General features: G+C 68.9%; 15 protein-coding genes. 14 read left to right on the top strand and 1 reads right to left on the bottom strand.

Annotated elements, in window-relative coordinates:
• Positions 1 to 265 precede the first annotated feature (265 nt).
• The 9 genes from peaA (TBU01S_RS20940) (at position 266) to qhpG (ending at position 12,247) form a co-directional block, all read left to right on the top strand.
• A complete protein-coding gene (peaA, locus tag TBU01S_RS20940; protein WP_068639438.1) occupies positions 266 to 1,885 on the top strand; it encodes a quinohemoprotein amine dehydrogenase subunit alpha in 1,620 nt (539 codons plus the stop codon).
• A 22-nt stretch (positions 1,886 to 1,907) separates the two neighbouring features.
• On the top strand, positions 1,908 to 3,341 hold the full coding sequence (peaB, locus tag TBU01S_RS20935) for a quinohemoprotein amine dehydrogenase maturation protein (protein WP_068639437.1): 1,434 nt from the start codon (positions 1,908 to 1,910) through the stop codon (positions 3,339 to 3,341).
• Positions 3,338 to 3,661 carry a quinohemoprotein amine dehydrogenase subunit gamma gene (gene qhpC / locus TBU01S_RS20930; RefSeq protein WP_068639436.1) on the top strand — a complete coding sequence of 108 codons (324 nt, stop codon included), beginning with the start codon at positions 3,338 to 3,340 and terminating at the stop codon, positions 3,659 to 3,661. Before peaB (TBU01S_RS20935) ends, qhpC (TBU01S_RS20930) begins: the two co-directional genes overlap by 4 nt.
• 76 nt (positions 3,662 to 3,737) lie before the next feature.
• A complete protein-coding gene (peaD, locus tag TBU01S_RS20925) occupies positions 3,738 to 4,850 on the top strand; it encodes a quinohemoprotein amine dehydrogenase subunit beta (RefSeq protein WP_068639435.1) in 1,113 nt (370 codons plus the stop codon).
• Positions 4,851 to 4,925: 75 nt separating this feature from the next.
• The gene (gene ccsA / locus TBU01S_RS20920) at positions 4,926 to 7,097 is read left to right on the top strand and encodes a cytochrome c biogenesis protein CcsA (RefSeq protein ID WP_068639434.1); all 2,172 of its coding nucleotides are present in this window, start codon (positions 4,926 to 4,928) and stop codon (positions 7,095 to 7,097) included.
• 140 nt (positions 7,098 to 7,237) lie between these two features.
• The gene (locus TBU01S_RS20915; protein WP_068639433.1) at positions 7,238 to 8,026 is read left to right on the top strand and encodes a TorF family putative porin; all 789 of its coding nucleotides are present in this window, start codon (positions 7,238 to 7,240) and stop codon (positions 8,024 to 8,026) included.
• 444 nt (positions 8,027 to 8,470) lie between these two features.
• Positions 8,471 to 10,210: an ABC transporter ATP-binding protein gene (locus tag TBU01S_RS20910; protein ID WP_068639432.1), complete on the top strand. Its 1,740-nt coding sequence runs from the start codon at positions 8,471 to 8,473 to the stop codon at positions 10,208 to 10,210.
• Complete coding sequence (gene qhpE, locus TBU01S_RS20905; RefSeq protein WP_068639431.1) at positions 10,207 to 10,929, top strand: subtilisin-like serine protease QhpE; 723 nt, start codon at positions 10,207 to 10,209, stop codon at positions 10,927 to 10,929. Before TBU01S_RS20910 ends, qhpE begins: the two co-directional genes overlap by 4 nt.
• Positions 10,919 to 12,247: a flavin-dependent monooxygenase QhpG gene (qhpG, locus tag TBU01S_RS20900; protein ID WP_068639430.1), complete on the top strand. Its 1,329-nt coding sequence runs from the start codon at positions 10,919 to 10,921 to the stop codon at positions 12,245 to 12,247. The genes qhpE and qhpG overlap by 11 nt, the downstream gene beginning before the upstream one ends.
• 48 nt (positions 12,248 to 12,295) lie before the next feature.
• Here qhpG and TBU01S_RS20895 read toward each other — a convergent pair whose 3' ends face one another.
• On the bottom strand, positions 12,296 to 13,321 hold the full coding sequence (locus TBU01S_RS20895) for a helix-turn-helix domain-containing protein (protein WP_083953768.1): 1,026 nt from the start codon (positions 13,319 to 13,321) through the stop codon (positions 12,296 to 12,298).
• Between the two features lie 502 nt (positions 13,322 to 13,823).
• On the opposite strand from TBU01S_RS20895, the gene peaA (TBU01S_RS20890) reads away from it, so the two are divergent.
• The 5 genes from peaA (TBU01S_RS20890) (at position 13,824) to TBU01S_RS20870 (ending at position 19,805) form a co-directional block, all read left to right on the top strand.
• Positions 13,824 to 15,413 (top strand): quinohemoprotein amine dehydrogenase subunit alpha, encoded by a 1,590-nt coding sequence (peaA, locus tag TBU01S_RS20890; protein WP_068639428.1) that lies wholly within the window; start codon positions 13,824 to 13,826, stop codon positions 15,411 to 15,413.
• Between the two features lie 76 nt (positions 15,414 to 15,489).
• Positions 15,490 to 16,920, top strand: coding sequence for a quinohemoprotein amine dehydrogenase maturation protein (gene peaB, locus TBU01S_RS20885; protein WP_068639427.1), 1,431 nt, complete (start codon positions 15,490 to 15,492; stop codon positions 16,918 to 16,920).
• Positions 16,917 to 17,243 (top strand): quinohemoprotein amine dehydrogenase subunit gamma, encoded by a 327-nt coding sequence (qhpC, locus tag TBU01S_RS20880; RefSeq protein ID WP_068639426.1) that lies wholly within the window; start codon positions 16,917 to 16,919, stop codon positions 17,241 to 17,243. The genes peaB (TBU01S_RS20885) and qhpC (TBU01S_RS20880) overlap by 4 nt, the downstream gene beginning before the upstream one ends.
• A gap of 10 nt (positions 17,244 to 17,253) precedes the next feature.
• Positions 17,254 to 18,399, top strand: coding sequence for a quinohemoprotein amine dehydrogenase subunit beta (peaD, locus tag TBU01S_RS20875; protein ID WP_174524560.1), 1,146 nt, complete (start codon positions 17,254 to 17,256; stop codon positions 18,397 to 18,399).
• Positions 18,400 to 18,485: 86 nt separating this feature from the next.
• Complete coding sequence (locus TBU01S_RS20870; RefSeq protein ID WP_068639424.1) at positions 18,486 to 19,805, top strand: alginate export family protein; 1,320 nt, start codon at positions 18,486 to 18,488, stop codon at positions 19,803 to 19,805.
• The last annotated feature ends 210 nt before the right edge of the window (positions 19,806 to 20,015 follow it).

Below are 20,015 nucleotides of genomic sequence, written 5' to 3'. Positions count from 1 at the left end.
CCTGCTCCCCGAGCATCTGCCGGTTCCGTCCCCACGCGCGGCGGGGTATTTCCGCGCCCGGCGGTCCTCGCTTCCACGCATGAAAACACGTGGCCGATTCTTGATATGGCGGCCGCCGCCTCTGGCCGTTTCCCGATAAGTCCCGGACGCCTTTCCTCCTATAGTCGTTTCGCGGCGCCCGGTATGGGCTGCACCGCCGCTCGACATCGAAGCCGCCTGCCCATGCGCGGCCACGCCAATCCAGATTCACGAAGGAGACCACTCAATGGAGAAAGTACACGGGAGAAAACCCCGCATGCTCGCGCTGGCCGCGAGCTTGGCGGCCCCTCTTCTCGCCGCCCCGGCACAGGCCGCGCCGCAGGGCGAAGCCCTGGTCAACAGCAAGTGCATCACCTGCCACGCACCGGCCGAAGATGGGCAACTGGCCCGCATCGGCGACAGCCGGCGCACCCCCGAAGGCTGGGACATGACGGTGGCGCGGATGATCATCAGCCACGGCGTGAAGCTGAGCGCCGACGAGCGTGCGGCGGTCGTCAAGTACCTGGCCGACACGCGCGGCCTGGCGCCCCAGGAAACCGACGGCTACCGCTACCTGATCGAGCGCGACTTCAACCGGGTCGAAAGCGTGCAGGGCGAAGCCAAGCTGGCCTTCGACACGTGTGCGCGCTGTCACTCCTACGGCCGCATCGCACTGCAGCGCCGCACCGAAACCGACTGGGCCAAGCTGCCCCACTACCACGTGGGCCAGTATCCGGTGACCGAGATCCAGGCCGGCGGCCGCGACCGCAACTGGTGGGAACTGGCGACGACGAAGGTGCCGGCAATCCTCGGCAAGCTGTACCCCAACGACAGCGCTGCCTGGCAGCAATGGCAGCAGCACGAGCAGGCCAGCGCCGCCGGCACCTGGCGTTTCGTCGGCCACCGCCCCGGCCGCGGCGCCTACGAAGGCGTGGCGACGATCGAGGCCGAGCGCGCCGGCGCCGACCGCTACAAGGTGAAGTTCCAGTTCGACTATACCGACGGCCAGCGCGAAACCGCCGAGGGCGAAGCCATCATCTACACCGGCTACGAGTGGCGTGCCTCCGTCAAGCAGGGCGGCATGGACGTGCGCCAGGTGTTCACGCTGTCGCCCGACGGCCAGACGCTGTCCGGCCGCTGGTACGAGAACGGCATCGATGCGATCGGCGGCCGCCTGCTCGCCGCCCGCAGCGGCAAGGGCTCGGCCGAGCGCCTGCTGGCGGTCGAACCGACCCACATCAAGGCCGGCACGACCCAGCGCGTCACCCTCTACGGCAACAACCTGTCGGGCGACGTGAGCCTGGGCGACGGCATCACGATCGCCAGGGTGGTCGAGCGCACCGCCGGCAAGGTGGTGGTCGAAGCGCAGGCCGATGCCACAGGCAAGGACGGCGTGCGCGCCGCAGCGGTGGGCAACGCCCGCCTGCAACAGGGGCTCGCCCTCTACCGGAACGTCGACTACGTGGCCGTTGAACCGGAGCAGGCGATGGCCGTGGTCGGCGGCGGCAAGGGCCCGCTGCCGAAAGTCCCGGTCCAGTTCGAGAGCGTGGGCTACGCCTTCGGCCCCGACGGCAAGCAGGGCACGGCCGACGACATCCGTCTGGGCTACTTCCCCGCCACCTGGTCGATGGCCAACGCCAACGCCTTCGCCGAAGAGATGCAGGACACGGCCTACGCCGGCACCCTGCGGGCGGACGGCCTGTTCATCCCCGGCGATGCCGGCCCCAACCCCAAGCGCAGGTTCGGCACCAACAACGCCGGCGAGCTTGCGGTGACGGCGACCGTCGACGACGCCGGACGCAAGCTCAGCGCCAGCAAGCACCTGATCGTGACCCTGCAGCGCTGGAACGATCCGCCGCTGCGCTGAGGCACGCAAAGGAGCCGACCCCATGACCACCTTGTTCGTCAACCGCCACAGCTTCCACGACGTGAAGCTGCCCGAGCGGCGGATGCTGTTCCACATCCCATCCAGCGGCCTGTTCGAGCTGGACGAGGTGGGCGGCTCGCTACTCGACTTCCTGAAGGAAAACGACCGCGTCTCGCTGGATGGCATGCGCGAACGCTTCGACGGCCGCGTCACGGCATCCGACCTGGCGCAGACCTTCGAGAGCTTTCGCGAGCTGTCGATCCTGTGCGACGCCCCCGCCGGCCCCGACCTGGGCCTGCGCACCGAGATCCGTTCCTTCCCGATCAGCACCGTGGTGCTGAACGTCAACACCGGCTGCAATCTGAGCTGTACCTATTGCTACAAGGAGGATCTGGACGTCCCGGCCAAGGGACGCCGAATGAACTTCGACACCGCGTGCAAGAGCATCGAACTGCTGCTCGCCGAAGGCGCCGTCCACGACCGCATCAACGTCATCTTCTTCGGCGGCGAGCCGCTGACCAACCTGACGCTGATCAAGCAGGTGGTGGACTACACCGAGCAGCGCTGCGCAGAGGAAGGCAAGCACGTCGACTTTTCGATGACCACCAACGCCACGCTGCTGACCGAGGAAATCGTCGACTACCTCGACCACCACCGCTTTGGCCTGTCGATCAGCATGGACGGCCCCGAGGCTGTGCACAACCGCCGCCGGCTCACCGTCGGCGGCAAGGGCACCTACTCGGTGGTGGCGTCCAAGGCACGGATGCTGCTGGAACGCTACCGTTCCAAGCCGGTCGGCGTGCGCGTGACGATGACCGCGGGCTACACCGACGTGCTCGCCATCCACAAGCACCTGAAGGGCGAGCTGGGCTTCTTCGAGGTCGGGTTCGCGCCCGCCACCTCGGGGCCGCTGACGGCGTTCAACCTGGACGCCGGCGAGCTGCAGGCGGTCTTCGACGGCATGAGGGCGCTTGGCCGCGACTATCGCGACGCGGCGCTGCGAGGCGAGAACAACGGCTTCTCCAACATGCACCAGTTGATGAGCGATCTGTACGAGGGGCGCAAGAAGGCCCTGCCCTGCGGCGCCGGCGTCGGCCTGCTGGCGGTGGACCACAAGGGCGACCTGAACCTGTGCCATCGCTTCACCGGTTCAGACATGCCGCGCTTCGGCAACGTCGACGAGGGCATCGCCAAGGAGGCGCTCGGCGCCTTCCTGGAAAAGGCCACCGACCGCGCCGACAAGGGCTGCTCCACCTGCCGCATCCGCAACCTGTGCGCCGGTGGCTGCTACCACGAGTCCTATGCCCACTTCGGCGACCCCTTGTCCCCCACCTACCACTACTGCGACCTGATGCGCGACTGGGTGGACTTCGGTATCGAGATCTATACGGAAATCCTGGTCAAGAACCCGGGCTTTTTCAGACAACACCTGAGCACGAGGAGTATCCAGCTATGAAGCACATGAAAGCGATGAACGCGAAGGCCCACCAGGTCGAGGTGGCGGTCGCCAAGGGCGGCAGCGAGGCCGAGGAAGTGATGGCCATGCAGACGGTCGTCGGCTGCGCCACGACCTTCGACCCGGGCTGGGAAGTCGACGCCTTCCTCGGCGTCGCCGGGCTGTGCCAGCCGATGGAAGCCGACCTCTACGGCTGCGCCGATCCCTGCTGGTGGCCGGCGCAGGTGCCCGACACCCTGCACAACTACACCGACTGGGCGACCGACAAGGACGCCGCCGTGCAGGACTGGACCAAGCTGCAGTCGGTTTTCCCCAAATAAAAGAGAAGCCGGCCTCACGAATCCCGCCAATGCATACGGCGCGGCGGCACGGCTACCGCGCCAGGAGACTCTCGCAATGAAAAACAAGCAGCAATCGACCCTGCGCAAGGCATTTACGCTCGGCATCGTCGGCCTCGGCATGAGCCTGCTCAGCCAGGCCAGCCTGGCCGCCAAGGACTACCTCGTCACCGCGGTGCGCCCCAACAAGCTGGTCGTCGTCGACGCCGAGGCGCGCCAGGTGGTCAAGACCCACGAAATCCCCAATACCGCGCCGGGCAACAGCGTCGCCGGCATCGCAGTATCGCGGGACGGCAAGGTGGCCTACGCCATCCACAACCGCTGGGAAAGCGTGTCCGGCATCGACCTGGACACTGGCAAGGAAGTCTTCCGCGCCGAGCTGTCCACGCCCGACATCCGCGCCAAGGCGCATTTCGCCATCGACGTCAGCCCGGACGGCAAGGAACTGGCGGTATACGTCAATCCGACGCGCCTGAAGCCGGGCGAATACGAGGTGCTGGACCCGTACATCGCCATCTACGATACCGGCGCTGGCACCAATGCCCAGCCGGTGCGCAAGCTGCCCGCCCCGCGTCGGGCGACTACGTTGGCCTATTCGCCCGACTACAAGCGCCTGTACACCTTCACCTGGGACATGCTGGTGCTCGACCCGAAGACCGGCGAGCAGATCGGCTCGCACCCGTGGAAGAGCTGGAAGCGCGAAGGCTACGGCGAGCCGGACTCGCTGTCGGTGTCGCCGCAGTTCGAGCAGGCCAACGAGTTCGCCACGCCCTATTTCATCACGCACAAGGACAAGGATGGCAAGGAGTCGCTGCGGGCCGGCATTTGGGCGCTGGACATCGAGAAGGACAGGGTGCGCTTCTCCGAGTTCGAGGACGCGACGGTGATGTTCTTCTCCACCGCCATCAACCCGGTGCGCCGCAACGAGGCCTACACAGTGTACACCCAGCTCACCAAGACCGACCTCGACACCAACACGCTGCTCAAGCGGGTGGATCTCGACCACACCTTCTACACCGTCAATGTGTCGTCCGACGGCAAGGAGCTGTACATCGGCGGCACCATCAACGAAATCGTCGTCCATGACAGCGACACGCTGGAGAAGAAGGGCACCATCATCGTCGGCCGCGGCGATCAGGTGCTCAGCTCGATGCGGTTGGTGCGCCGCTGAGGCCGGCCGGCGCCATGCAAGCCCATGCCGCACATGGCGCCGCGCCGGGCGCGGCGCCCCTTCCGGAGCCGAGTCATGCATGACCACCGAACGAACGCCCGCCCGGCGATCTGGCTCGCCCTGCCGGCTGCCGCGCTGTCGTGCGCCGCGCTGCCCGCCGCCGGCAACCTGGCGGTGCTGGGCGCTGGCCTGTGTGCGCTTGCCGCCGGCCTGCGGTCAGATGGCCGCGCGGCCTGGGCACGGGCCGCGGCGGCGCTGCTGTGGGGCACGCTGCTCGGACTTGCCCTGCTGCTGCTCGGCGACCGTTTCGAAGTGCGCTACGTCTGGCTCTACAGCGGCGCCGAACTGCCGCCGCACCTGAAGCTGGGTAACGTATGGGGCGGCGACGAAGGCACGACGCTGTTGCTGGCGGCCTTCTGCGCCAGCCTGGCGGCACGCGGCCGCGGCCAGCCCATGCTCGTCGACGCCACCGCACTCATCGCCGCAGCCATCGCGCTGCTCGCCGCCTGGCTGGGGCCGTTCTCCGCCACGCCCGCCGAGCTGCTGGCGCAGGCGGCATCGCAGGGTATGAACGCCCACCTGATGAAGATCTGGATGCTGCTGCATGCGCCGCTGGTGCTGGCGGCCTACGCGTGGACACTGGCGCTCGCCGCGCCGGCCCTGGCCGCGCTCGGTGGCCACGCCGCCCAGTGGCCGCACGATGCACACATGCGCGCGCGCCGCGCCTGGATGCTGCTCACCGCCGGCATCGGCTTCGGCATGGTGTGGGCTTTCGAGGATGCGATGTACGGCCTGGTCTGGCACTGGGACCCGGTGCAGACGGCGGTCTTCGCCGTCTGGTGTCTGCTCGGTGCCCACCTGCACGGTGTCCCGGGCTGGCGGGCGGGACGGCCGGCATGGCGCTGGATGCCGGCAGCCGCGCTATTCGCGGCGGTGCTCACCCTGGTCGCCATGGGCGTGACCCGGCACGAGGCGCTCGCCAGTTCGCACCGCTATGTCGGCGCGGCCAGCGCACCGGTGTATTTCGCCCTCGCCGCGCTGCTCGCGGCCGCCGGCGCGGCGATGTGGTGGCGCGGACGCACCCGCGTCGCGCCCACACCGCTGCGCCAGGGGTTCGCCGCGTGGGGCCTGCGGCTCACCCAGTATGCCTTCGCCGTCGTCGCGGCCGCCGCCGCCGCGCATCTGGCCTGGGCCTTCCATGCCAGCGCCCAGGAACTGCCGCGGCCGGACGACCTGAAGCCCTTCTTCGCCACGCTGGCCGGCTGGGCGCGCGGCAGCGAGCTGCCGGCGCTGAGGGCGGCCTTCTCGCAGTGGGACGTGGACGGCTACGCGCTGGCACGGGCGGCGCTGTACCCACTGATCCTCATCGGCCTGCTCGGCGGCTGGTTCTTCATGCGCCGCCTGTCGCCGCGGCTGGGCTGGATATCGCTGGCGCTGGCGGCGCTCGCCTGCGGTGGCGTCTGGCTCGAAGGCGGCCTGCTGACGCACGAATACACCGGCACCGGGGTGCTGTCGCAACGGATCGTCGCAGTGCTGCCGCGCATCGACGCCAGCCTCGCGGCGGGTGCCTACCTGGCCCTGGCGGCGAGTGCCTGGAGCATCCGGACGGCAGCAAGGACGAGCGCCAGGGGCTACGTCCTCGCCGTCGGGCTGGTGCATGTGGGGGCAATGTGCGCGCTGTGGGGCGCCCTGCTGTCGACGGCACTCAACGGCTACTCGCAGCACGTCATCACCCTGTCAGACGACTGGCAGCGCGACCATCATGGCTACGCCTTCCGCGTCACCGGCGTCGATGTCGAGCGCACGGCCGACGGCGGCCGCGCGGACGGCGACGGCTTCCGCGCCTTCGCCCACATCGAGCTGCTGACGCCTTCGCAAAGCCTCGTCAGCGGCCAGACCCTGTACCGCGACGGCCGCAGTGCCATCGAAGGCTACAGCGGCCCGATGCGCGAAATCTGCGAGATCCTCGATTACCGCTACGCGCGCTATGCCGATTCCCCAGGCTACGTGCTGCACCCCTTCATCGAACGCGGCTGGGCGCGCGACGTGCAGTTGTGGGTGTCCCCCGCCGCGGCCGTGGCCGCCCTCGAAGGCGGGCCACAGACTCCACAGGCGACAGTGGTGCTGCGCCACTTCCCGTTCATCTCGCTGCTCTGGCTCGGCCTGACGCTGACCCTGGCCGGTGCGCTGTGGCTCGCATTCGTACCACGCCCCCGGCCTCCAAAACCCGCGCCGGACCTCGCCTGACACCGTTGCCAAGCTTGCACGACTTCCCGGGCGCCTCGCAGGCAGCAGCACCCCGGCATTGCCCGGGGCCCACAACCCGGCGCTTCCGAGCGCCTCTAACCGCCCCCACCGGCCCACAACAAATCAAGGAGACACCCGAAGTGAAGCCATACATCAAACGCACGGCCCTGAACGCCCTGCTCGCAAGCCTGCTGGCCGCGGCCTCCGCCGTGCATGCCAGCGACACGGCCACGCCGCCCCTTGCCCCCAGCGCGAACGTCAGCCTGGTTTCGCAGTACGTGTTCCGCGGCATCTCGTATTCCCAGAAAAGACCCGCCATGCAGGGCGGCTTTGACCTGGCGCATGAGAGCGGACTCTACCTCGGCGTGTGGGGCACCAGCGTCAGCGACGATGCACTCAACGATGCATCGGGCGAAATCGACGTCTATGGCGGCTACGCGAACACCATTGGCGACGTCAGCTACGACATCGGCCTGCTGCAGTTCATCTTCCCCGGCGGCAGGATCGATGGCACGGGCGAAAAGTACGACACGCTGGAACTCTACGCCGGCGTCACGTGGAAGTTCCTGAACCTCAAGTATTCGCACACCCTGGGCGACTACTTCGGTTTCAACGACAAATCCTTCGGCCTGGGGCGGGGCGATTCGAAGGGCTCGTACTACGTCGAGGCCAATCTGGCGCATGAATTCCTGCCCGGCTGGACCGTCAGTGCCCACGTCGGCCACCAGTACGTGCGTAACTATGGCGAATACAACTTCACCGACTGGAAGATCGGTGTGGAAAAAAGCTTCGACGGCGGCTGGCAGGCGGGACTCGCCTGGGTCGACACCGACGCCGACAAGCCGCTCTATACCGTGTGCGACGACGGCCGGCACTGCAAGAACACGGCGTCGGGCAAGTGGCTGGTCCACCTGACGCGCAGCTTCTGACTCCCCAGGCGCGGCGCCCGCCTGCGTGGCCCGTCCCGCAGAATCGGCCGCCGCAGCCTGGAAGCGCTTCGCCAGTCCCTGGCCGTCGCCCCTCCTCGCCTTTGATGTGTATCCAGGTGAGCATCCATGGCTCGCGGCTTAGTGCCAGCCGGTCGTTGCGCTGATGCCCGCGATGAGTTTATCTATTGTTTAGCAACCGGTTGACATGCATGCTGATCCCTTCACGCGCTTCGGAAAGCACCACGATGAGTCTGCTCTGCCCTATATCAATAGTCGCCGAATTAACCTGGAACTCGGGTGGTGAGAAGGGTGCAAGGACCTGCGAGTGCTCGCCAGCCTCTCCTCGGGCTTGACCTTGGTGATTTGGTTGATCGGAGAAATGGAACGGGCCAGGTTAGCCCGCCGGTCGCAAGGATGGGGCATGCAACTGCTTGAGGGCGTCCCGTGTTGAGCCGCTTGGTCCACACCGAGCGGCCGGACGAACTGCGCCGCGGCCTGCGCTGGCTGTACGGCTTCGTGCGGCCGCAGCGGCGCGCGATCGCCGGGCTGCTGCTGCTGTCGCTGTGCGCGACCCTGCTGGTGCTGTTGCAGCCGTGGCTGACCAAGATGCTGATCGACGACGGCCTGCTCGCGCGCGACTATCCGACCCTGGTGGCAGTCGCCTGCGGCATGGTGCTGGCCGGCATTGCCGGCACCGTGCTGGCCGGCGTCAACCGGCAATTGCACACCCGCCTGTCCGGCCGCATCCTGTTCGCGCTGCGCAGCGATCTCTACCGCCACCTGCAGACCCTGTCGCCGGCTTTCTACGGCCGCCAGCGCATGGGCGACCTGATGTCGCGCCTCGACGGCGACGTGGCGGAAATCCAGCGCTTCGCCGTCGACAGCCTGTTCGCCGCGGTCAGCAGCGTCATCGGCCTGGTCGGCGCGCTGGTGTTGATGCTGAGCCTGTCGTGGCAGCTGTCGCTGCTGGTGCTGGTCTTGGTGCCGCTCGAGGCGGCCTGGCTGCGCTGGATGCGGCGCAAGGTGGAAGCGCGCACGCGCACCGTGCGCGAGCGCGCGGCGGACGTGTCGAGCTTCCTGGTCGAGACGCTGCCGGCGATGAAGTTCATTCAGGCCTCGCGGCGTGAAGCCGACGAGCGCGCGCGGCTCGACGGCCTGGGCGGGCGCTATCTCGACGACTTGCTGCGGCTGCAGCGCACCGAGTTCTTCACCCAGGCCGTGCCGTCCACGCTGACTTCGCTGACGCGCGCGGCGGCTTTCCTGATCGGCGGCTGGTGGGTGATCGAAGGCAGCTGGCAGCTCGGCGCGCTGATCGCGTTCTCCACCTACCTGGGCATGGCGACCGGCCCGGTCAACAGCCTGCTCGGGCTGTACGTCGCCATCCAGCGCATGAGCGTGAGCCTGATGCGGGTCAGCGAGCTGCGCGAGGTACCGGCCGAGGTCGCCGATCAGGGCGCCGCCGAGCCGCGGCCCGCCGTGCAGCCGGCACCGCGCTCATGGCGCGGCGCGATCGAGTTCGACGAGGTGGTGTTCCGCCATGCGGAGCGGGCCGACGCGGTGCTCGACGGTGCCAGCCTGTCGATCCCGGCCGGTGCGAAAGTGGCGCTGACCGGCGCCTCGGGCGCCGGCAAATCGACGCTGATCGACCTGCTGCACCGCCACTACGATCCGGCCGGGGGCGCGATCCGGCTCGACGGCACCGACCTGCGCCAGCTCGGGCTCGGCGAGCTGCGGCGCGCGGTGGCGGTGGTCAGCCAGGACATCGTGCTGTTCCGCGGCACCCTCGCCGACAACATCCGCTATGCCGCGCCGCAGGCCGACGATGCGGCGGTGCGCGAGGCCGCGCAGCGGGCGCGGCTGGACGAACTCGTCGAGCGCCTGCCGCAGGGCCTGGACACGCCGCTGGGCGAGCGCGGCCAGCAGCTTTCCGGCGGCCAGCGCCAGCGCATCGCGATCGCGCGCGCGCTGTTGCAGCAACCCTGCGTGCTGGTGCTCGACGAGGCCACGTCGGCCGTCGATGAGGCGACCGAGGCCGGCATCATCGCCGAGGTGGATGCGCTGTTCGCCGGCCGCACCCGCATCCTCATCAGCCATCGCCCGGCGACGCTGGCCGGCTGCGAGCTGCGGGTGCGCCTGCAGGCGGGACGGCTGGCGGTGCTGGCGGATGCCGGAGACATTGGATGAATCAGGACTGGACGAGCGCGCGGATACGCATCGGCGTGGTCGATAGCGGCCACGCCGCCGCCCAGGCGCCGCACGTGGCCGCGGCCGCCGCCTTCGTGCTAGACGGCGGCGAGCCGCGCCGCGTGCCTGCCGAGCCGGACAGGCTCGGGCACGGCAGCCGGGTCGGCGACGGCCTGCTGCATTGCCTGCCGCAGGCCGAACTGCTGGTCGCCCAGGTGTTCCGCGAGCGCCTGGCGACTTCCGCCGCGCAGGTGGCGGCGGCGATCGACTGGCTGGTGGACGAGGATGCGCGGCTGATCAACCTGAGCCTGGGCCTGCGCGAGCCGCGGCCGGTGCTGGCGGCGGCCTGCGCGCGTGCGCTGGCGGCGGGCGTGGTGCTGTGCGCATCGGCGCCCGCGCGCGGCCAGCCGGTCTATCCTGCGGGCTTTCCCGGCGTGCTGCGGGTGACCGGCGATGCGCGCTGTGTGGCGTCTGCCGAGATCGCCGCGCTCGGCGCCGCGCATGCGGATTACGGCGCCTACGTGCGGCCGCTGGACGGCGGCCTGGACGGCGCCGGGGCCAGCATGGCCTGCGCCTGGCTCAGCGGCATGGCCGCGCGCCACCTGGCGGCCGGCGGCAGCGCGGCTTCGCTGCCCGGCTGGCTGGCGGCGCAGGCGCGCTACCATGGCGTGGAAGACCTGGAGAGCCTGAAACGGGAGAAGCTGAAACATGGCCGCTGACGGAGTCGTCGTGATCGGCGCCGGCCCGGCGGGTGCGGCGGCGGCGATCGGGCTGGCGCGCATGGGCGAGCCGGTCACGCTGGTGGGCGAGCCGCGCCGCTTCGCCGCGGTGGAAGGCGTGTCGGCGCGCGTGCTCGAAGCCTTGCGCGGGCTGGGGCTGGAGCAGGCCCTGCGCGCCTTCGCGCCGCCGTCGCCGCGCCGTGCGCTGTGGAACGGTGCGCTGTCCGAGGCGAATACCGAAAGCCTCGTCGACCGCCAATCGTTCGACCGTGGCGTGCTGGACGACCTGCAACGGCTGGGCGTGAAGGTGGTGCGCGGCCATGTCGCCGAAGCCGCATCCGCGCCGGGCCGCCACGAGATCCGGGTCGAGACGGCGGACGGCGTGCGCACCCTGGTGGCGGATTTCCTCGTCGAGGCCCGCGGCCGCGCCGCGCCGGGCGGCGGGCTGCCGCGGGTGCGCGGCGCCGAAACGGTGTCGCTGCTGCAGTACTGGCAGGGGCCGCCCGGCAGCGCGCATTCGGCGGTGCAGAGCTGCGAGGACGGCTGGGCGTGGATGGCGGCGCTGGCCGACGGCCGGCGCTACCTGCAGTTGACGCTGGACGTGCGCAGTGCCGCGCTGCCGCCGAAGAAGGCGCTGGCCGATTACTGCGCCGCGCGTTTGCGCGGCATCGATGCCGCCGCGCCTTTCCTGCGGGACGCCGAGCCGGTCGGCGAACCCCATGCGCGGACCAGCACGCCGGTACTCAACGAAGTGCTGGCCGGCGACGACTGGATCCGCGTCGGCGATGCGGCGATGGCGGTCGACCCCCTGTCGGGCAACGGCATCTTCCAGGCCTTGTCGTCGGCGCTGCAGGCGCCGGCGGTGGTGGCGACGCTGCGCCACGATCCGGCGCGTGCGCAGCTTGCACGGCAGTTCCACCGCCAGCGCATCGAGCAGCTGTTCTACCGCTTTGCCCGCATCGGCCGCGACTTCTACGCCCAGGAGACCTGCTGGCCGCAATCGCCGTTCTGGGCGGCGCGGCGCGGCTGGCCCGACCGCGCGCCGCTGCACGCCGAGGTCAGGCCCGACACCGTCGAAGTCGCCCGCCGGCCGGTGGTGAGCGGGGGCCGCATCGTCGAGGCGGAGGTGGTGGTGACGCCCGACCAGCCGCTGGGCGTGTGGCATCTGGACGGCGTGCCGCTGGCGCCTTTGCTGAAGGCGGTACAGGCGGCGCCGGGCAGGCCCGCCGAAGCCGTGCTGCAGGGCCTGGACGGCCTCGGCGCCGAGGCCGCGGTGCGAATCGCGGGCTGGATGCGCACGCAGAAGTGGATTTTCTGAGGCCCGGATTGCCAATTTGGGCTAATGGTCGAATAAATTCGTTGTATGTCATCCGCTGCGGCGCAGGGTTTCCGACGGCAGCTCGCCGAACATGGCCTTGTAGTCGGCCGAGAAGTGCGACAGGTGCCAGAATCCCCAGCGTGCCGCAATGTCCGCGACGGTGGCGCGTTCGTTGCCGCCGGCCTGCTTCAGGGCGCGGCGCACGGCATTGAGGCGGATCGCGCGCAGGAATTTCACCGGGTTCAGGTCGAGCACGTCCTGGAAGCTGTATTGCAGCGTGCGGCGCGAGACGCCGAGCTTCACGCACAGGTCGGCGACGGTGATCGGCTCGTCGATGTGCGTTTCCATGTATTCGCGCGCCCGCGCGACGATGAACTGGCGGGTTCTACAGGAAGGCGCGAGGCTGGGCGAGGCCGCTGCCGGCGGCAGCGTGTTGAGCAGGGTGGCGAACAGCGCCTGCTCCATCGCCGTGCGCATCTGCGGGTGGCGCAGCAGGTCCGGCGTGGCGCGCAGGCTGGCCATCATGGTCGTCAGCAGGGCGCCGAGATCCGCCATCTGCTGCGGGCTGGCCGGTACCGTCGTGCGCCCGGAAAGTTCGGCTTCGAGGTCGCGGTGCTCCACCTGCAGCGCATAGGTGTTGAGCGCCGTCGTGTCCGCCGTACAGGCGACGATCTCGAGCCGGCGCGGGGTGCGGAAGTCGAGCTCGTCGCTGCCGCCGAGTGTCAGCATGGTGTCCGCGGAATACGTTTCGCCGCCGAACCAGCCGGTGCCTTCGATGACCGTCGGCACCGCGACGGTGCGCGAGCCCGGCCAGGCGATGCCGGCCTGGTGCACCGACTGGTTGAGCGCCTCGCGGAACAACTGCACCCTGCCGAAGCAGAACTCCTCGAATTCCCCGGCGAAGAGGCCGGCGCTGAGCTGATCGTACTGCTGCTGCCAGTTGCTCAGGCAGGCGGCATGCTCGTCGGCGTCCAGCGTGTCGCGCAGCGTGTAGGAGAAAGGGGCCGTGGTGCCGGGAGCAGCGGTGCTTGCGATCGGGCCGCCCGCATCCATAGGCTTGGCGGCCGCGCTCATTGCCCTCGCCTTTCGGGCGTGTGCAGCGTGGCGAACATGTCTCGTCCTCACTCGATCGATGGGCGATCGTTCTTGTCGTTATGCGCCCCTGGCTGCGGGGCGTAAGGACGGGCGCGATTCATCGCTTGCCCGTCTTTCAGGCCAGCATGGCACGCAGGGGCAGCTTGTGCAAGCCGGTAGCGTTCCGGCTGCTTGCCGTTTTCGGCTAACGCCGGTCGCCTTGCCGCGCCTAGGATTTGTCCAGCCTCCGCGTGACTCCGGCAGCGACCGGGGCAGGCGGGTGGTAGATGTCGATGTTGCGCAGGCCCTCGCAGAAGGGCTGGAGGCCGGCCCCGTGCCGCGCCCCGGTGGAGAAAGGAGATGCAGGATCGGCTCGCCCGCAGCGAGCCGGCCGGTGCTTGTCCTCGGCCCGCGCAGCGTTGCGGTGTCCTTCGTATGGCGAACGGCCTGGCCGCGCTGCCGGAGGATGCTTCATCCACGGGTACCAAGAGGAGATCCGGTCTTGAAGATCACGAAAATTGCCGCCGCGATGAGCGGCGTGGCCGCAGTCGGCCTTGCGCTGGCGTCCTCGCCGGCAGTGGCCGCCGCTTCCGCCGAGGCCCTGCTGCGCGCAAAGTGCCTGGCCTGTCACACCGAAACCGATGCGGGCTTCAGCCGCATCGCCGACCAGCGCAAGTCGCCCGAAGGCTGGCTGATGTCGATTGCCCGCATGCAGATCGTGCATGGCCTGAAGATCACCGACGAGGAGCGCCGCGCGGTCGTCAAGCATCTGGCCGATACCCAGGGCCTGGCGCCGTCCGAAACCGAAGGGGCGCGCTATGCGCTCGAACGCCGGCTGAACACCATGGAGGCCTTCGAGTCCGAGCAGTTCACGCAGATGTGCGCGCGCTGCCACTCGGGTGCGCGGGTGCTGCTGCAGCGCCGCCCGGCCTCGGAATGGGAGCACCTGGTGCATTTCCACCTCGGCCAGTACCCCACCGCCGAGTTCCAGGCCTTCGGCCGCGACCGCGACTGGCTGGGCATCGCGCTCAAGGAAGTGGTGCCCGATCTGGCCGGCAAGCTGCCGCTGGAGTCGGAAGCCTGGAAAGCCTGGCAGGCGCGCGCGCCGCAGGCGGTCGATGGCGAATGGAGCCTGAGCGGCCACATGACCGGCCGCGGCGGCTTCTCCGGCGTCATGAAGGTATCGGCCGGCAAGGGCCAGGATCTCCATGCGCTGAGCTTCGAGGGCCGCTGGGACGACGGCAAGCCGATGGCCGGCAAGGGCCAGGCGCTGATCTACACCGGCTACGAATGGCGTGCCGACCTCGTCGTCGATGGCACGCCGATGCGCCAGGTGTTCGCGCTGGAGGACGGCGTGCTGCGCGGGCGGATGTTCCTGCGCGACCACGACGAGGTGGGGGCCGACGTCGTCGCCAGCTTGCAGCGCGACGGCAACGCGCGCGTGCTGGCGGTGCATCCCGCCTACCTGAAGGCGGGTGAGGAAGGCGAACTGCGCATCGTCGGCTCGAAGCTCGACGGCGAGGTCGGCCTGCCGCCGGGCGTGAGCCTGCTGGAAACCGTGAAGCGCTCGGCCGGCGAAGTGGTGCTGCGGGTGCGCGCGGAGGCGGCGGCGCGCGGCGTGCATCCGGTGACGGTGGGCAAGGCCGGCGGCGCCAGCCTGGCGGTGTACGAGCGCATCGGCAAGATCGAGGTACTGCCCGCCTATGCCGTCGCCCGCATCGGCGGCAACGGCACGCCGACCGCCAAGGTCGAGGCCCGCTTCGACGCCGAAGCCTGGGATGCGGGGCCGGACGGCCAGCCCGGCACCAGCGACGACTTCCGCATCGGCGTGGTGCCGGCCAGGTGGTCGGTGGAGCCGTTCGACGAGGTTGCGGTGCGCGACGAGGACGTGAAGTTCGCCGGCCTGATGGACGAAGCCACCGGCGTCTTCGTGCCCGGCGGCGCCGGCCCCAACCCCATGCGGCGGATGTCGGCGAACAACGTCGGCAACCTGAAGGTGGTGGCCGAAGTGGAGCAGGGCGGCACGCCGGTGCGCGGCGAAGGGCAGCTGATCGTGGCGCCGCAGCGCTGGAACAACCCGCCGATTCCGTGAGCGGCCGCGTGCCGTGTTCCGCGTCCCGGCGGGCGATGTCCCGCCGCCCACGATCCCGATGATTGAGGAGGCTCCGATGGGTGCCGTCTTGAACCTGGTGCAGCACAACCTGCACGAACTGCGCGTCGACGACACGCGCATGCTGTTCCACATTCCGAGCAGTTCGCTGTTCGCGCTCGATCCGCTGACCGAAGCCTTGATCGACCGCATCCGCCGCCAGAGCCTGACCGCCGAGGCGCTGATCGACGGCCTGCGCACCGAGTTCGACGCCGACGACGTCGCCGGTGCGATCCGCGACCTGGTTGCGCTCGAACTGGTCGACGACGGCCGCCCGGCCGGCAGCGCGGCGGCCGCGCACGTGTTCGAGCGCTTTCCGCTGACGACGGTGGTGCTCAACGTCAATACCGGCTGCAACCTGAGCTGCACCTATTGCTACAAGGAGGATCTCGACAAGCCCTCGGCCGGCCGCAAGATGGCTTTCGACACCGCGCGCGATTCGATCGAGATGCTGCTGCGCGAATCGCCCGACGAGCCGCGCTACAACGTGGTCTTCTTCGGTGGCGAGCCCCTCAGCAACCTGCCGCTGATCAAGGAGGTGGTGGCCTACTGCGAGGAGCGCTTCGCCGGCCTGGGCAAGCAGGTCGATTTCGTCATGACGACGAACGCCACGCTGCTCTCCAACGACACCATCGACTGGCTCGACGCCCACCGCTTCGGCCTGTCGATCAGCATCGACGGCCCGAAGGCGATCCACGACCGCAACCGGCTCACGGTCGGCGGCCAGGGCACCTACGAAACCGTGCGGCGCAAGGCCGAGCGCCTGCTGTCGCGCTATACCGCGCGGCCGGTCGGCGCACGGGTGACGCTGACCCATGGCACGACCGAAGTCGAGCGCATCTGGGACCACCTGTTCAACGAGCTGGGCTTCGCCGAAGTCGGCTTCGCGCCGGTGACCTCGGGCGACATCAGCACCTTCAACCTGAGCAACGAGGAAGTGGCCGAGGTCTTCGACGGCATGAAGCGGCTCGGCCGGCGCTACCTGGAGGCGGCGCTGGAGGGGCGCAACATCGGCTTCTCGAACATGCACCAGCTGATCACCGACATGCATGAAGGCCACAAGAAGCTGCTGCCCTGCGGCGCCGGGCTGAAGATGCTGGCGGTCGACCACAAGGGCGAGCTGAACCTGTGCCACCGCTTCACCGGCTCCGAACTGCCGACCTTCGGCAACGTCAGGGACGGCATCGAGCGCGAGCAGCTGGGCGACTTCCTGTCGCAGCGCCTGGACCGCAGCGGCACCGGCTGCGCGAGCTGCCGCATCCGCAACCTGTGCTCGGGCGGCTGCTACCACGAGAGCTACGCGCGCTACGGCGACGCCACGCACCCCACCTACCACTACTGCGATCTGATGCGCGACTGGGTGGATTTCGGCATCGAAGTCTACAGCCGCATCATGGCCGGCAACCCGGCTTTCATCGAACAGCACATTTCCCCGAGGAGGGCGTCATGAAACATCTGAAGGCAATCAACAACAAGGCGAAGCTGCTGGAGCAGGCCGTCGGCGAGGACCGCGTCGAGGAAGTGGTGGCGATGAGCGCGATCGCCGGCTGCACGGCGACGGTGGACCCCGGCTGGGAAGTCGACGCCTTCGGCGGCGTGGCCTCGCTGTGCCAGCCGATGGAGTCCGACCTCTACGGCTGCGCCGACCCCTGCTGGTGGCCCGCCCAGGTGCCGGACACGATGATCACCTATCCGGACTGGAACAAGGATGCGGCCAATACCCGCGAAGACTGGCGCAACCTCGGCTCGGTGTTCCCGGGCGACAAGCTGTAAGGGGGCAGACATGAAGAACACGATGATCGGCGGCGCGCTGCGCCGCAGTGCACGCGCCGCCGCCGTGGCCGCCTGTGTCGCCGGCAGCACGATGCCGGCCGCCGCGGCCAACGAGTCGCTGGCGCTGCAGCCGGGCAGCGAGTACCTGATGGTGGCGAACTACCCGAACAACCTGAACGTGGTCGATGTGGCGACCGCCAGCGTCTACAAGACCTGCACGCTGCCCGATGCCTTCGGTCCGGGCCTGACGCAGATCTCGCCCGACCGGCGTACCGCCTACATCCTGAACAACCGCTTCGGCACCATCTACGGGATTGAGCTGGATTCCTGCAAGGTGACGTTCCGCGCCGAGATGTCGCTGGCCGACAACGAACGGGCGAAGTCCATCGCGTCCTTCACCGTCAGCGCCGACGGCAAGGAGCTGTACGCGGTGCAGAACCCGACGACGATCAACCGCGACCATTACCGCGTCGGCGAGCCGCGCTTCGTGGTCTATGACAGCAGCGCGGGGCTCGATGCCCGCCCGGTGCGCATCTTCCCGGCGCCGCGCCAGTCCACCATCATGCAGGCGGCGCCCGACGGCACCCTCTACCTTGCCGGCCAGAACCTGTACACGGTGGACGTGAAGACCGGCGAGATGAAGGTGAAGCTGCCGATCCGCGACTGGAACCGCAGCACCCACGCGCCGCTGGACGTGCTCTACGTCTGGCCGGTGCAGACGCCGCAGCGGGACTTCACGATCCTCTACACCACCGCCGAATACCAGGACGGCAAGCAGGACATGGAGACGGCCGAATACCAGTACGGCTACCTCAACGTCAACCTGCTGAGCGGCGAGGCCGAGGCGCGCGAGTTCGGACCGCTGACCGAGATCTACTTCACCGGGCTGCGCTCGCCGAAGGACCGCAACATCATCTACGGCCTGCTGCACCGGCTGACCAAGTACGACATCGCCGAGCGCAAGCTGCTGCAGGCGGTGGAACTGGAGCACACCTACTACACCCTGCTGACCAACCACGACGGCAGCCGGCTCTACCTCACCGGCACCTTCAACGACATCGCCATCTACGACGCCGATTCGCTGGCCAAGCTGGGCAAGGTGCAACTGCCGGGCGGCGACATGTCGCTCGGTACCGGGCAGGTCTTCATACGCTGAGCCGAAGGCCCCGTTCCGCGGGGCCGTGCGGCCGCAAGCGCCGCAGGGATATGCACCAAAAAATACATGATCGAGGAGACGACGGAATGCGTATTCGGACGAACGCGGTGGCCGTGCTGGCCGCCGGGCTGACGGCCCTGGGGCCGGCACACGCGCTGGACCTCTACCAGGGCGAGCGGGGCTCGTTGGGCCTGAGTGTGGACGGCATGGCGGGGGCCTTTTCCACCCGTGAGGACTATCTGGGCGAAGGCGGCAAGAAGTGGCGCGAGGCCTTCATTCACGGCGTGCTGACCGGCAGCACCCGTGCCGGCGACGGCGAGCTGTACGGCGGCCTGGGCGCCATCGCGCAGGGCACCTGGGGCGACGGCGATGCCGGCGGCTACACGACCGGGCGCGAGCGCGATGTCGATCTCGAAGATGCCTACCTCGGCTGGCGCAGTGCGGGCGGGGTGTTCGACTTCTCCTTCGGCCGCCAGCAGTTCCAGCTCGGCGACGGCTTCCTGATCGCCGCCGACCGCGTCAACCTCGGCAAGGGGCTCGACGTGCTCGGCGTCGACGTCGATCGCGGCGGCTCCTATTACCTCGCGGCGAAGAAGAGCTTCGGCAACACCGCGATCCTGCGCATCGACCCGGCCGGACCGTGGCGCGGCGACGTGTTCTGGCTGAAGTCGAACAACCCCTACCAGCAGGACACCGAACTGGGCGGGCTGAACCTGGAGTACGTGTCCGAAACCCATGGCACGCTCGGCCTGAGCTGGATGAAGGTGCTCGGCGTCGACAAGGGCGCCGGGCTGGGCATCTTCGACCAGCGCGACGGCATGCGTATCGCCAACCTGCGCGGCCAGGGCAGCCTGGGCGTCGACAACCTGTTCGTGGCCTTCGAATACGTCGACCAGCGCGGCGGCGACACCGCGGTGAAGAACGACGCCGATGCCTGGTTCGTCGAGGGCGGCTGGACCTTCGCTGACGCCGCCTGGAGCCCGACGCTGAACTACCGCCATGCGCGCTTCTCGGCCGACAAGGCTTCGACCACCCGCAACGAGGCCTTCGATCCGCTGTTCTTCGGCCTCAGCCGCGGGCTGGGCACCTGGTTCCAGGGCGAAGTCGCGTCCAACTACGCCGGCCCGGCCAACAGCGGCAACAAGGTGGATCGCCTGGAACTGACGCTGGCGCCGCGCGAGGATCTGGCGGTCACGCTGCAGTACTGGGACATCCGTTCGATCGGCGACGCGGCCGACCTGGACGGGCGCGAGATCGACCTGTTCGCCTTCTGGGAGATCAACGACAAGCTCACCTTCGTGCCGCTGCTCGGCATCTACGAGCCGCGTGGCAAGGACGTGAAGAGCCTGCAGGGCAACAGCAGGCGCAACGTCTATCTGCAGGCGGTGCTGCTGTTCAACTTCTGAAGCCGCCGCTACCCACATCAAGGACACATACGGAGACAGACCATGGATGCTCACACGAGTGAACTGCTGCACGAGAACACCCGGCGTTTCCTTGCCCAGCCCAAGCGCCTGCTGATCGGCGGGGCCTGGGTGGAGGCCAGCGACGGCGCCACGCTGGACGTGTTCGACCCGGCCACCGGCCAGTCCTTCGCCAAGGTGCCGGCCGGCGGT

This window comes from Thauera butanivorans NBRC 103042, from assembly GCF_001591165.1.
GTDB classification, from domain to species: domain Bacteria; phylum Pseudomonadota; class Gammaproteobacteria; order Burkholderiales; family Rhodocyclaceae; genus Thauera; species Thauera butanivorans.
The sequence above is the reverse complement of the archived record's forward strand: the minus strand, read 5'-3'. Positions and strand labels throughout refer to the sequence as shown.